We start from the raw sequence: 13,861 nt of genomic DNA on the forward strand, positions 1-13,861 counted from the left end.
GTTCAGCGCTGCTATTGCTTCAGAATCGCGTCCACTTCTTGGGCCGCTGCATCGAGTTCTTTTTTCACGGACGCATCGCTGTAGGTGCCGTTGACGCCCGCTACGATGTCCCAGATGTTGCCGAAATGCTTGACGAGCACCGTCTCGGTCGGACCCCATTGCGGGATCGACGGGTAGGAGCGGCCCGATTCGGTCGCCGCCTTGAACTGCGCGAGGTTCGGGTTGTCCTTGATGTAGGAGGAGTCGAGCACCGTCTTTTTCGCCGGGATCATGCCCGACAGTTTCGCGTACTCCAATTGCGCATCGTCGCCGGACAGGTACTTGATCACATCCCACGCATTGCCTTTGTTCTTCGACCCTGCGAACACGGTCAGGTCACTGCCGCCAAAAAACGTCGCTTGTCCAGACGGGCCCGCCGGCAACGGAGCGACCGCATAATTTTTCGCAGCGAGCTTCTCCGCGTACCCGCCATCCGCTTTGGAGGTGGTGAAGCTTTTGACGAGCACCGGGGTGTCGATGATCGCCGCCGCTTTGCCATCTGCGAAGTCGCCTTCGACTTGCGACGAGTTCTCCTCCAACGATTTTTTGTCAACCAGACCTTCGCGGGCGAGGCTGGTGTAGAACGTTAAGCCTTTGAGCGCTTGGTCGGAGTTGAACACCGACTTTTTGTTATCCGGGGACAGCACCTCGCCGCCCGCTTCCCACATCCACGGGAAGATGTTGTGCGCGACATTCCAGTCGTTTTTGCCCGGCATCGTGAACGCCGCCATCTCTTGTCCGTCGATGTTGACCTTGTTGACTTTTTGCAGAGCGGCCTTGAAGCTATCCCAGGTTTTAAACGCTTCCTTCGGATCGACGCCCGCTTTGGCAAAAGCGTCCGTGCGGTAATACACAGCACGGGCGTCTACGAACCACGGCACCGCATACACGTCCGGCTGTCCCTCGATCTGCGTCGTCTTCCAACTTGCCGGGAGATACGCGTTGGCACCGCCGACGTCTGCCACTTTATCCGTGATCTTGTCAATGCCGTTCATCGCCGCGATCGCCGGAACCCACGTCGTGCCCAGTTGCATGATGTCCGGGCCCGTCCCCGACGTCGCAGCTGTCGTGATCTTGGTCCATGCAGAACCCCAGTCGAGTACGGTGACATTGATTTTCACGTTCGGGTGCTTGTCGAGATAGGGCTTCATCAGCGTTTGAAAATCTGCGTCTGGCTTGGGACTATTGGGCATGATCCACGCCGTCAGCGTGACCGGCTTGTCGGTCGTGACCGTTTCCGTTGTCGCCGTGGTGGCTTTGTCATCCGAACATCCCGTCAAGACGGTGGTAAGTGCAATCGAGACTGCCGCTGCCGTGGTGATCGTTTTTTTCGAAATCGACATATGAGTGACCCCCTGATGTACCGGAATCGGTTCCGGTAATTTTGGTAAAAATCGAGTACTACCAAGGACGATACCCTCCATTTCCGAAACCGGTTTCGGAAATGAGAGAAAAAAACGCTTCCAGACGGTCAAATCGCATGAACCGTCTGGCGTAGAACCAACTCTGTCCCGATCGTGAGCACCGCCGGCGACTGGGCAGAATCGTCGATCAACTGCAACAGCGCTTGGGCTGCCTGCATGCCCATCTGGTCCTTGTGTTGGGCAACCGTGGTCAACCCAAGGTACTTGGCATACGCGATGTCATCAAAACCGATGACCGAAACGTCCGGCCCTGGTTGCAGTCCTGCTTCACGCAGCGCAGACATCGCGCCGATCGCCATCATGTCCCCGGCGCAAAATACGGCTGTCGGACGCTCCTCCAAACTCAGCAGTTGTTGCATCGCTGCATAGCCGCCCTCCTCGGTGAAGTCCCCGTAGGCGATCCACTCTTGGCGAAACGTGAGGCTGTGCTGGGACAACGCTTCCTGATACCCGAGCAACCGGTCATGACCGGGCTTGGTGGAGAAGCGGTCGCCGATGAACGCAATCCGGCGGTGCCCCATCTCGACGAGATGCGCCATCGCTTTGAGCGCGCCCCCTTTGTTATCCGAACAGAGGTACCCAGCGCGCGGGCCGAGCAGATCGAGATCGACCGACATGCAAGGAATACCCGTGCTCACCAAGGAGTTCAGCGTCGGTTCGGTGCGCGGTACGCCGAGCAATAACACGCCATCTACATTGCGGTGACGGGCACGGGCTGCGAAGCTATCATGTTCCTTCTCCAACATGTGGTTGGCAAAAAACAGCAAGTCATAGCCCTTGGCACCCATCACGTCCTTGAAACTTTTCAAAACGTCTTGCAAAAAAGGATGCTTAAAGCCGCTGTTCACATGGTCTTGGAAAAACACACCGATCGTCCAAGAACGCTTCGTGGCGAGGCCACGCGCTGCCGCATTCGGCTGAAAGCCGAGCTCGGTCGTGATGCGTTGCACCTTCTCACGAGTTTTCTGAGACACATCTGGGTATCCGTTCAGGACGCGAGACACAGTGGCTGGGGAGACGTTCGCACGTTTGGCGATGTCATAGATTGTGATCATGGGTCAGCATCCTCTCATGGGTTCGAAAGCGGTTTCAGCTATCTGCTAGATCATATTAGACGCATGGCTTCCCAATTCCTGCAAATCTTCTGAACCTTTTATTCGACATTTATTTCATGAAAATCGCACCCAATCTTCGTTTATTGCAACCTTACTACACGAGTAAAACTTGACCCTCTTTGACTTCTATTTAAAAATCGATCATCTCCTCTGAGCCTTTAGACTCAATTTTGCCGCGGAACTGCAATTACAATGTCACTTACATTTTTCACGCAGACACAAAAAAGGACGGAGTACTTACCCCGTCCTTTTTTGTATGCATATGTTAGGTGCTGGCTGGTTAGCGAGCGAAGACCGGAGAGTTTTCCGGCCAGACCAGATCCGCGTTCTGTTGTACGGACGGAGCCACGACCGCAAACAGACCTGCTACCAGTGCTGTCCCTACAAAACCGCCGATTACTGCTTTGAGAATGTTCTTTTTCATATGTGATTACCTCCTAGTTATGTATGCACATTTATTTCGCTTGAAGCGTTTTGTGCATCTTTGTTAACCCTATGGTAAATCACATTTCCCTCCACGTCAATAACATTCGTGAACATTTTTACGCAAAATGCATTTGGTTAGTTCAATTTAGTTACTCACGTTCTCAATTCGCTTCCCTAATTTTCCAGAAAGCATAGATTTCACTGACTTTACACAACAAGAAAATCGTCACCTGCACGAAACCTCTAGGACTACGCGCCTATTAAGCTCAAGGGGTGCTCTCAATAAGTTGCGGTTATGGTATACTGCTTCTAAAGTGGGTTGTTTTCGAATTGCAAGATTCGAAACAATTAGATAGTCAACTAATGGGAGAGAATTACACTATGGGAGCTGTAGGACAACGAATCAAAGAACTGCGGAAGGCTTCAAATCTGACTCAGCAAGAGCTGGCCGAAGGAGTCGTCACGCGGAGCTATATCAGTCAGATAGAAAAAGGTCTGATCCAGCCCTCTTACGATACTTTGGATAAGCTTTCGAAGAAGCTCGATTGCACCGTAGAGGACTTCTTTAAAGAACCGGAAAACAAAGCACTGCTCGTCTCGGAGTGGAAGAAATTCATCCGCTTCGCAGAGCAACACGTCGAGTCCGGCCATTTTGATCAAGCGCAAAAAACGCTCGACAACGCGAACATCGATTCGCCCGATGAGCTCAACGAATACGATCACGGTCTGCTGGCCTGGGTAAACGGCCGCCTGGCAGAGCAGCGTGGTGACCGCGCTGCGGCCGCCGAACTTTTTGAAAAAAGCATCCTGCACTTGGAGAACAACAACTATGTGCGGGAGCGCATCCGCTCGATGGACTCGCTGGCGTATGTCTATTTGCTGATGAATCACAACGACAAAGCGCTGGTCACGCTCAACGAAGCCTACCAGACGTTGATTCACTACCAGATCGGCGGCCTGACCAAAGTCTCGCTGTTGATCAACTTCGCGATGGCTCATGGCAAGCTCGGTGAGAACCACTCGGCGATCCGCTTCTGGCAAGAGGCGAACGATCTGAATCACACGATGCGGGCGTTCTATCGTCAAGGGCACATCGTGATGGGGCTTGGCAACTGCTACTTCCAGATCGGTGACCTCGGCCAAGCGGAACACTACTACCACCGTGCGCTGGCGATCCACGAAGCGACAGAGAACCTCAACAACAAAGCAGGTGTGTACACCAACCTCGGCAAGTTGTATGTCACGTTGCAGGACTACCCGAAAGCGATCGAAGCGCTGTTGACCTCGATTCACCTCTATGAAGGCTTGAACAAGGAAGAAAAGCTGGTCAACGCCAAAGCCGAGATCGCCGAAGCGTTTTTTGCCCATGAGGACTATGACCAAGCGGCGAAGTACTGCTACCAGATCCTCTCCGCGAAGCATGAGTACAAGCACAAGGGCACCGCGAACAAAATTCTCGGTTCTGTCGAAGTCACGCGTGGGAATTTGGAAAAAGCGCTGGAGAACTTCACCGAATCGCTCGACCTGTTCGCCAAGCACGACTATCCGTTGCTCGCCAACGAAGTGTTGCGCCGGATGGCCGACGTCTATTTCGACCAAGGCGAGTTCCAAAAAGCAGCGGAGTACTACCGACAAGTCAAAGCAGCACAACCGAAGGCTCTGTAGCGATTTTTGCACAGAGTCTTTGATGTATCGAGGTGTGGACAGCATGATAGCCAAACCAACTCTGCTCAAACTCGCGCTCGCCCTGCTCAGTGCGGTGCTGCTGGTGATTCTGAGCAATGTGTTTCTGCAACTCGCACCGCTCTCCCGCGTGCCGGTCAACCTCGCGACCTTCGCCGTGATGCTGGCTGGGGCGCTGTTAGGAGCGAGTTACGGTTTTTTTAGCGTGCTCTCTGTGGTGTTGCTGACGGCGGTCGGTTTGCCGCTGCTCGGGCAACAGGGCGGAATGGATTTGTTGCTCGGGGCGCAAGGGGGATTTCTCTGGATGTACCCGGTGTGCGCTGGGCTGCTGGGTCTGGCCGTGTCACGGATTACAGGACGCGATCTGGCGTCCGTGGGGCTGCTGTTCCTCGCCGCGTTCGGGCTTGGCAGTCTGCTCGATTACACGACAGGTCTGCTCTGGTTCGCACATCTCCAACACGTGAGCCTCGTGCAAGCCTGGCAGTCGGCGTGTATCCCGTATCTCGTGGGCGATGTGTTGAAATCGCTCGCCGTCGCGGTGATCGCTTGGCCTTTGCGCCCGCGTGGGAAGGGCAAGCGAAAACGATCGTGAGCCTTGGGCAGACCTGCTGGCAGCAAAAAAGACTTCACCCGGTTGCGGGTGAAGTCTTTTTTGCTATCGATTGGCATGTTTGGCGGCACAGCGGTTCGGTCCGTTTTCCAGTTCCAAGGCGCGGGTGGCATCGACTTGCTTGTCACCCCGGTTGATCGAGGTGATCTCCGTGTAATTGGGCGGGGTCGCACCGCTCTCGGAGGCAAACCGCTCGACGAACGCCTCGCGGTCGGTGAGTCGCAGGGCGTCGTTGGTCTCGCGGATCAGACCGAGCTTCGCGCCGACATACCCGTCCGCATGGTACTCCGCACGGCTGGCATAATGGGCTGGCAAAACCAACACATCGTCCGCCAGCGGTGCGAGCGTCGTGAACACGGTGTCGTAGAGCAATTGCGCCCACTCCCGCGACTTGCCCCCGAGGTCGGGTCGACCCAAGCCCCCGACAAATACCGTGTCGCCCGTCAACAAGTACTGGTTGTTCAACAGGAGCGAGACACTGCCTGGCGTGTGCCCGGGCGTCGGGATCGCCAGCACGCAGACCGTGACCGCGCCGAATGTCCAGATGCGGTGATCCTCCAGCGCGGTATGCGCAATGTCCGAGCCTTGCAGTTCACTGCCGGAGATGTAGTAGTGCGCCCCGGTGCGTGCGGCCAGTTCCACGCTGCCCGAGATATGGTCGGCGTGCAGATGCGTGTCGACCACATGGACGATGCTCACCCCCTCCGCTCGGGCCAGTGCAAGGTACTGCTCGACATGTCGTCCGGCGTCGACGACCAGCGCCGTACCGCCAGAGTGGATCAGGTAGGAGAGACAGCCTTTGCCGACGCGGTTGAGCTGGATCAGTTTCCAATCGGGCTCCTCGATCACCGTGACGGGCGCGTACACTTCGCTCCAGCCGCTCATGCCGCCCTCGAGGTAGGCCACTTCGTAGCCGTGGCGGTCGAGGACTTCTGCGACGAGTTGAGCACTGCGTCCGCGCGCACAATTGACGAGGATCGGCTGGTCGGCCGGGAGGAGTTTTTTCCAAGCAGGCGCCGCTTCCTCCGTGAGAAAGTCTAGGTACGGGATGTTGACAGACGTCACCGTCGGCCCCTCCACATGCCAGCTCTCAAAGTCCTCCAGCAGGCGGACGTCGAGGATCAACAACTCCTCTCCATCGGCGATGCGAACGTATAAGCTCTGGGGTGTTACGATTCCAACAGCCATCTCAGATCTCCTCTCTAAGGCAAGACTAGGTATAGACACACTATTCAGAGGCGCTGTATTTTGCCTATACTAGAGAATAGTGAGGTGGTATCCGTGAAAAAGCGTATCCGTGAGTTTGGCGTGCAGATCGGGAGTCTGGAGCCCGGCGTGCGCAATGCGATCACAGACGTACCCGGCGTGACCGTGGGGCATGTGACCCTGCGTGCAGGCTCGGTGCAGACCGGCGTGACGGCGATCGTGCCGCATCCGGGAAATCTCTTCCGCGAAAAAGTCGCGGCGGCGGTGCAGGTGATCAATGGCTTTGGCAAGACGGTCGGGACGGTGCAGATCGCAGAGTTGGGCACGTTGGAGACGCCGATCCTGCTGACGAATACGTTGAGCGTAGGGACGGTCAGCGAGGCGTTGGTGCGTTACATGCTGGAGCAGACCCCGGAGATCGGCGTGACGACAGGGACGGTGAACCCGGTGGTCTGTGAGTGCAACGATGGTTGGCTGAATGACATCCGTGGACTGCATGTGCAGGCGGAGCATGTCGAGGCGGCGCTGAAGCGTGCAGGTGAGGCTGTGGAGGAAGGCGCGGTCGGTGCCGGGACGGGCATGACCTGTTATGGATTGAAGGGCGGGATTGGGACCTCCTCGCGGGTGGTGCGGATCGGTGAGCAATCGTACACGGTTGGCGTGTTGGTGCTGTCCAACTTCGGTCGCTTGGATGATTTGCAGGTTGCAGGTCAGTCTGTGGGTCCGCGAATTCGTGAGCAGGTGGCAAACGCAACTAGACCCGAGTCGACAACTACGACCGAACAGGCTGCCCCCGCAGCTTCTACTTCGACGAATTCGACGGACACGTGCGATTTCCCCCCTGTTCCCGACCGGGATCAAGGTTCGATCATCATCGTGATGGCAACCGATCTGCCGCTGAGCGATCGGCAATTGCAGCGCGTCGCCACCCGTGCAGGTGTGGGCTTGGTGCGGACAGGCTCTTACATTGGACATGGCAGTGGTGATCTGGTGCTGGCGTTCTCGACGGCGACGCGATTTCCGCATGAGTCGCCAGAGCCGATCCTCATGCTCCCGCTCCTCCACGATCACTTTCTCGACCCCGCCTTCCGTGCGGCTGCTGAGTGTACGGAGGAAGCGATCCTCAACTCCCTCGTCGCCGCCGATCCGGTGACGGGACGCGACGGGCATCATTGCGAATCCTTGCGCGATTATCTGTAAAAAAACGACTCGGGAGCCCAACTCCCGAGTCGTTTTTTTAGGTGAGCAATTCCCGATGGCACTCGTGCAACCACCGCAACTTCGCCGTCAGAATCCGTTCCATCTCGCTCTCCGTCAAGAACCCGTTGCGGTACTTGCCGATCTCCCAGCCGAGCATCATCAGCGTGTTGTCAAACAGACAGGCGCGAAACGCCCGCCGGAACGCAAGCGGATCGGGGATGGCAAAGCCCTGCTGCACGAGCCGAGTTTGAAACGCGTCGTAGGCAAACTCGTGCAACTCCTCCTCCAACACATCCTGCAACAGGATCGACAAGTCCCGCTGTGGCAGGGACACACACGCCCACTCCCAATCGATCAAGCGATACTGTCCGGCGGCCTGCACCAGCACATTCTCCAGATGCGGGTCGCCATGCGTGTAGGTCGTGCGTCCGACGGCCCACTCTGGATAGCGAGGGTAGAACTGCGCCGCCATGTCCCGCACTTCGTCAACGCGTTGTGGATGCAGATGCATCCGTTCCTGCCCCGCCAGCCACGTCAATTCCGCCAGCGCCGTATCGGCCCACGCTGCGGAGGATTCGAACGGATACGCGGAGGCCCGTCCCTCCGCAAGCCACTGCTGACTTTTTTCTGCAAGCGCACTGTGCAGACGCGCCAACAAGGTCACGAGTTCGTGCAACATCTCCCGCTCCCCGGCAAAAACGGTCTTCACCGCTACGCCTGCCGCTTCGAGGATCAAGCCTTGCTCGCCATCCTCGTCCACGATGCCATACAGCGCAGGAATCGCATGCGGCACTTCTGGCAACACCGTGCGGTACAGCTCCAATTCCGCCGTGCGCGTTGGATCGAAGCGTTTATAGATCGCCTCGCGCGCCTGCCCCTGCTCATCGACGACACGCAACCGATACAGCGTCGCCGCATACCCGCCGAGCATTGGTTGCGCCTCGATCAGACGCCAACCCTTCCGTTGTAACACCGTGCGAACGAGAGGCAGCGTCATCTCCCAACCTCCCGCTTCCGCTTCCGCTTTACCCGCGAGCACCGTTCCACATCGAGGAACTGCCCGTCCTCCACCTGCACTACTCTCCTCATCAAGACCCGCACCCGCCCTCTCCGTAAAAAAGACCATTGCGTCTACTGTCTACGCAACGGTCTCCTCACTTTACTGTCCATACGCCCGCATCCCGCCCGCGAGATTCTTCACATTGTGATAACCGATCATCTTCATCACCTGACAGGCGGCGAGGCTGCGACGACCTGAGCGGCAGACGAAGATCAATTCCTCCTCTGGTTTCCACTCTTGGTAGCGTTCCAAGAGGTCGCGCATCGGCACGTGCAAAGCCCCGTCAATCATCCCTTCCGCGACTTCGAAGTCCTCGCGCACGTCGATGATCTTCGGGCGATCCCCTTGTTCCAAGCACTTGGCGACGTCCACAGGCAAGACTTCCTGAATTCGATCGCTGATCTGTTGCTGCATCATCTAGGTCCCGTCCTTTCGATCAGACTTGAATACTTTATTTTAGAATGCCTGTTGCTTTTCGAAAGTAACGGCCCTTACGTTTTTCTCAATTTAGGAAGGCACTTCGAGACCTGTTAACTCCAAACTAGGAAGTTTCAGGTCGTGGTGGGTGCTCGAAGCACCGTCTTCGGTGTTCAAAAAGCTGTTCATATAATAGTATCTCCCAAAATACCGTGCAATTGCAAATCCGTATGTTTTGACCATCTGTCCCTCGATCTCCTCCGGCTTGTCGAGCGACACGATGAAAAACAGCACGTTCGGCCGCACTTCAGACTTGCCCTTCACCATGCGAGCAACAGGCAGACCGGTCACCGTGTTATCTGGCAACACCGTCAGCTGATGCGACCCTTGCTCCAGGGCTAGAATATTGTACTCCTCCGCCCCTGCTTGGCGAATCAACAGTTTGCCTGGGCTATCCTCATGGAGCGTGTAGGAGATCGTCACGCCTTTGTCCGGGTGTGCGAGGTCGCCGGCGAGCCGTTGGTTAAACGTGGACTCGTAGTCGGTCTGCTTCACGCCGAAACTTTCTTCGAACGGGTCTATTTTGTTGAGGGGGTTGTCCTTGATCTTCTGCAGATACTGGCGGAATTTCTCCGCGCCCTGCTGATCCCAGAGGCATTGCACGGCGAGATAGTCGAGCCATTCGACGTTGTAGGTGCTGGTCATCGTGTGAATGGTTTCGAGGTTGTCGACGAGCAGTTCTAAGTGACCTTGTTCTTGCTTGTTTTTCAAGACGTGGCTGTACACCTTCAACCGCTCGGACTTTTTCATCAGCGGGCTCTGGTCACGCGCATCCTCGGCAAATCCCATGCGTTGAGCGAGACCTTCATTGATCCAACTGGGGACGCGCAAGGCGTTTTGGTTGAACAGGATGTGCGTCAACTCATGGGCGAGCGTGGAGCTCAGTTCCCCGTCCGTCTTGCGCTTGGCGAGGTTGATCGTGATGTTGCTGCGGTAGACGGAGGCATCGGTGTATTTGACTTCGTTGTCCAACGTTTCGGAGCTTTTGCCTTCGCGGGTCAGCAAACTGCGATAGCCGTCATCCCCGGATGCGAGCTGGACGCGAATGGTTTCTTGATAGGTAAAGCCGTACTCACTGCCGACTTTCTGGAGCAGGTTGCCGTCTTCAAGCAGACGTTGCACTTGCGCTTGCTGGTCGTCGGTGACAGCGTCATCGCCTTTGACAAGTTCGTACGCGATGAAGTTGTCCGGCTTGCTGGTCAGCGGTAGATCACACCCGGTCAGGGCAATCATCGCGAAACACAAGACCACCAGAAAGAGTCGCCCTCTCCTAAACATGCAGGGTCCTCCTTTTTCCATTAGACTTCCACCAATGTATCAAAAAAAAGACGGTTTCGCGTGGGTCGCGAGAACCGTCTTTTTTCGACGCTAGAGAGTCTTTTGCAAAAAGTGCTCCAAAATTCGGCTGAATTCATGAGGCTGTTCGAGGTTCGAAAGATGCCCAGCATTGACGATCGTCTGCAACTCAGCGCTGGAAATTCCTTGCACCCGTTTGACCTCACACCTCAACCTCCAATGTCGGGAAGTACGGCAGCACTTCCTCTGCAATCTCTTGCAAGACCTCCAGCACAGGGCGCGTCTGCTCCTCCGTCGAGTTGAGGCCGAACAGCACATGGTTCACGCCATACTGACGCAACTGCTCCAAGTACTCGCGCAGGAACTCACGGCCCGCGTGGAATCCGCCGCGCACGTACAACGGTTGGGCCTGTGGATCTTCGAGCAGGTTCACGAACAGGGGTTGGGAGAACGGCTTGAACGCGCCCGGGTGGACCTGTTCGACATGCGTGCGGAACTGCTGGGCGAGGTTCTCCTGCATGTAGGCGGGGCGCGAGTAATTCAGCCAGCCATCCGCATGCTCGGCGATCCATTCCATCGATTGTTGCGCCATCCCGACGACGATGTTCGGCACAGGGATGCTCGCTTGCGGCACCATCACGCCTGGGGGCACAGTGCCATAGAGGGCAGAGGTCACGCCCGGATGCGGGGGTTCCGTCAAGCGCCGGTATGCTTCAAAAGACTCACGGAAGCGCTCGCCTCGCCCGTCCCACGCCACCCCGAAGCCTTCGAAATCGATCACGCGGTCTCCCGATGAGATGCCCATCACGAAGCGTCCACGGGAGAGTTGGTCCAGCGTGTTGACCTCCTTCGCCAAGCGCAGCGGGTGTCGGTGGGTGAGCACAGTCGAGGCGGTGGCGAGTGCGATGCGGCGCGTGAGGCCCATCATGTAGGTGAGGTAGACAAACGAATCGTACTTGGTGCCGACATCGCCAAACTCCACATCGCGCACGGCGACATCCTGAAACCACAGCGCCGCGAAATTTCGGTCATCGGCGTAGCGTGCGAGGCGCTCTTGTTGCTCCCGCTTCCGTTCGTCGCCGTCAAATGCCTCGATCGACATGAACACGCCCAGCGTCAAGCGATCCTGTCCATACATCCGTCGAAACGCGGGATGTTCCCCAGCAGAGGTCATAGCGTTCCCCTCCTTTGGGAATTATTGTACCAGAAAACACGATCTTGCAATCCACCACAAAAACCTTCATCCTAGTCATAGACTGCACCACACGTTGGGAGGAAGGAACATGTCGCAGGGTATTTTGTGCATTGGGGCGGCGCACGTGGACCGCAAGGCTGCGGCCAAGACGGACATCCAACTACGCACCTCGATCCCCGTCTCCTCGCATCACACGTTGGGCGGCGTCGCACGCAATGTCGCGGAGAACTTGGCGCGGTTGCATTGCCCCGTCGCGCTCGTCTCGCGCCTCGGCGCAGATCCACAGGGCGACTGGGTGCATACCCACAGTACAGAGCTCGGGATGGACATCAGCGGCCTGACCCGCTCGACGACCTGTAGCACAGCGTCCTATACGGCACTGCTCGACGGGAGCGGCGAGATGGTGCTCGGCTTGGCCGATATGGACATCTACGACGAGTTCACACCGGAGGTGCTCGCGGACGTTCCGGCGCCGCTTTTCGATCGTCCGCTGTGGTTTCTCGACACCAACCTGCCGGAAGCCACCTTGCGAGCGCTTTTGCAAAAACGCTCCGCTGCGCATTGCGTTCTCCTCGATCCCGTCTCCGTCCCGAAGTCACACAAACTGCTCGGGCTGCTCGACGGCATCGACTTTCTGTTCCCCAATCGGGACGAGGCGGAAGTTCTCAGCGGCATCCCCATTTCCGGCGAGAACGACCTGCTCCGCGCTGCTGAACGCATCTGCCAACGCGGGGTCAAAAACGTCATCCTCACCCTTGGTGCGGCTGGCGTGTACGTGACTGGCGAGCAACTTACAGGTCACTTCCCTGCCCTGCCGACCACCGTCCGCGATGTGACAGGTGCCGGCGACTCGCTGATCGCAGGGTTTCTCTATGCCTACAGCCGGTCGCAATCGGTCGAGGTGGCGATTCGCTCTGGCATCGCAGCTGCCACGATCACGATCCAATCGGCGGAGACCGTCCACCCAGACCTCACGCCCGCCAAACTTGACGCACTTATCTAGAGAGGGGCTCCACACACCATGCAAAACTTCTTAGACATCCACCCAGACGTTGAAACTGCCCTGCGCGAAGGCCGTCCGGTCGTCGCTCTGGAATCCACGATCATCTCGCACGGCATGCCGTACCCGCAAAATGTTCAGACGGCTCGTGAGGTGGAAGCGATCATCCGCGAACAAGGCGCGACGCCGGCGACGATCGGCATCATCGACGGTCGGATCAAAATCGGCCTGACCGACGACGAACTGGAATCGTTCGGCCAAACGTCTGACGTACATAAAGTCTCCCGCCGCGACCTCCCCTACGTCGTCGCCGCGAAAAAACACGGTGCCACCACCGTCGCCGCGACGATGATCTGCGCACAACTGGCAGGCATTCGCGTGTTCGTCACGGGTGGGATCGGGGGCGTGCATCGCGAAGGCGAGCTGACGATGGACATCTCGGCTGACCTGACCGAACTCGCGCAAACGGACGTCGCCGTCATCTGTGCTGGTGCCAAGTCGATCCTCGACCTCGGCCGGACGCTGGAATACCTCGAAACCTCGGGCGTTCCGGTCATCGGGTACCAGACCTCCGACTTCCCGGCGTTCTACACCCGCCAGAGCGGACACGGCGTGGACTACCGCCTCGATGCACCGGAGGAGATCGCCAGCTTCCTGCACACCAAGTGGGGCCTCGGCCTGCGTGGAGGTGCCGTGATCGCGAACCCGGTGCCGGAAGCCTATGCCATGCCGCACGAGGAGATGGAGGCACACATCGACAACGCGCTGGCTGAAGCCAAGGCACAAGGAATCAAAGGCAAGGACGCGACCCCGTTCCTGCTGGCAAAAATGAAGGAGATCACCGGCGGCAAGTCGCTGGAAACCAACATCGAGCTGGTCAAAAACAACGCCCTCGTCGGCGCGCAGATCGCCGTCGCCTACGCCAACCAGAAATAAGGCGAAAAACCCATCGTTTACACCAAGACAATCCTGACGGTATGGTGTAAAATTTTCATGAGGGGGTGAATTGTAATGACTTTCTTCACAGCTGCATGTCTGTCCGTATTTGTTGTAGGTGCCCTCATCGTCACCGCTCTGATGGTGAAGCTCCGCAATGGCAACTACTAAGATAATAAAAAGCGACCGGTGCG

General features: G+C 57.2%; 13 protein-coding genes. 5 read left to right on the forward strand and 8 right to left on the reverse strand.

All coding sequences use genetic code 11. The features are described 5' to 3' along the window. Nucleotides 1-11: 11 nt before the first annotated feature. The 3 genes from C7459_RS05825 to C7459_RS23190 form a co-directional block, all read right to left on the reverse strand. Complete coding sequence (locus tag C7459_RS05825; RefSeq protein WP_109687317.1) at nucleotides 12-1,382, reverse strand: sugar ABC transporter substrate-binding protein; 1,371 nt, start codon at nucleotides 1,380-1,382, stop codon at nucleotides 12-14. Nucleotides 1,383-1,510: 128 nt separating this feature from the next. After that, nucleotides 1,511-2,518: a LacI family DNA-binding transcriptional regulator gene (locus C7459_RS05830; protein ID WP_109687319.1), complete on the reverse strand. Its 1,008-nt coding sequence runs from the start codon at nucleotides 2,516-2,518 to the stop codon at nucleotides 1,511-1,513. 340 nt (nucleotides 2,519-2,858) lie between these two features. Continuing rightward, entirely contained in the window at nucleotides 2,859-3,002 is a 144-nt protein-coding gene (locus tag C7459_RS23190; protein WP_170119295.1) for a hypothetical protein, read from the reverse strand. 383 nt (nucleotides 3,003-3,385) lie between these two features. Between C7459_RS23190 and C7459_RS05835 the strand changes: the two genes are divergently transcribed. Then, the gene (locus C7459_RS05835) at nucleotides 3,386-4,669 is read left to right on the forward strand and encodes a helix-turn-helix domain-containing protein (protein WP_170119296.1); all 1,284 of its coding nucleotides are present in this window, start codon (nucleotides 3,386-3,388) and stop codon (nucleotides 4,667-4,669) included. A gap of 43 nt (nucleotides 4,670-4,712) precedes the next feature. After that, nucleotides 4,713-5,279: a biotin transporter BioY gene (locus C7459_RS05840; protein ID WP_109687324.1), complete on the forward strand. Its 567-nt coding sequence runs from the start codon at nucleotides 4,713-4,715 to the stop codon at nucleotides 5,277-5,279. Nucleotides 5,280-5,342: 63 nt separating this feature from the next. Here the strand turns inward: C7459_RS05840 and C7459_RS05845 are convergent, their stop codons facing one another. After that, nucleotides 5,343-6,485, reverse strand: a complete 1,143-nt coding sequence (locus tag C7459_RS05845) for an MBL fold metallo-hydrolase (protein ID WP_109687326.1) — start codon at nucleotides 6,483-6,485, stop codon at nucleotides 5,343-5,345. A 93-nt stretch (nucleotides 6,486-6,578) separates the two neighbouring features. Here C7459_RS05845 and C7459_RS05850 point away from each other — a divergent pair, with 93 nt between their 5' ends. After that, on the forward strand, nucleotides 6,579-7,703 hold the full coding sequence (locus C7459_RS05850) for a DmpA family aminopeptidase (RefSeq protein WP_109687328.1): 1,125 nt from the start codon (nucleotides 6,579-6,581) through the stop codon (nucleotides 7,701-7,703). 37 nt (nucleotides 7,704-7,740) lie between these two features. On the opposite strand, the gene C7459_RS05855 is transcribed toward C7459_RS05850, so the two are convergent. The 4 genes from C7459_RS05855 to C7459_RS05870 all read right to left on the reverse strand — a co-directional run bounded on the left by C7459_RS05855 (nucleotide 7,741) and on the right by C7459_RS05870 (nucleotide 11,710). After that, on the reverse strand, nucleotides 7,741-8,700 hold the full coding sequence (locus C7459_RS05855) for an aminoglycoside phosphotransferase family protein (RefSeq protein WP_170119297.1): 960 nt from the start codon (nucleotides 8,698-8,700) through the stop codon (nucleotides 7,741-7,743). A 162-nt stretch (nucleotides 8,701-8,862) separates the two neighbouring features. Continuing rightward, nucleotides 8,863-9,180: a rhodanese-like domain-containing protein gene (locus C7459_RS05860; RefSeq protein ID WP_245884406.1), complete on the reverse strand. Its 318-nt coding sequence runs from the start codon at nucleotides 9,178-9,180 to the stop codon at nucleotides 8,863-8,865. A 90-nt stretch (nucleotides 9,181-9,270) separates the two neighbouring features. Next, the gene (locus tag C7459_RS05865) at nucleotides 9,271-10,518 is read right to left on the reverse strand and encodes a hypothetical protein (RefSeq protein ID WP_146200952.1); all 1,248 of its coding nucleotides are present in this window, start codon (nucleotides 10,516-10,518) and stop codon (nucleotides 9,271-9,273) included. A gap of 220 nt (nucleotides 10,519-10,738) precedes the next feature. Next, a complete protein-coding gene (locus C7459_RS05870; protein ID WP_109687333.1) occupies nucleotides 10,739-11,710 on the reverse strand; it encodes a TIGR03571 family LLM class oxidoreductase in 972 nt (323 codons plus the stop codon). Between the two features lie 109 nt (nucleotides 11,711-11,819). Here C7459_RS05870 and C7459_RS05875 point away from each other — a divergent pair, with 109 nt between their 5' ends. Both C7459_RS05875 and C7459_RS05880 read left to right on the forward strand, forming a co-directional pair. Next, nucleotides 11,820-12,734, forward strand: coding sequence for a carbohydrate kinase family protein (locus tag C7459_RS05875; RefSeq protein ID WP_170119298.1), 915 nt, complete (start codon nucleotides 11,820-11,822; stop codon nucleotides 12,732-12,734). Between the two features lie 18 nt (nucleotides 12,735-12,752). Beyond that, nucleotides 12,753-13,667: a pseudouridine-5'-phosphate glycosidase gene (locus C7459_RS05880; protein WP_109687337.1), complete on the forward strand. Its 915-nt coding sequence runs from the start codon at nucleotides 12,753-12,755 to the stop codon at nucleotides 13,665-13,667. Nucleotides 13,668-13,861: the final 194 nt, after the last annotated feature.

The organism is Tumebacillus permanentifrigoris (assembly GCF_003148565.1).
Lineage (GTDB): Bacteria > Bacillota > Bacilli > Tumebacillales > Tumebacillaceae > Tumebacillus > Tumebacillus permanentifrigoris.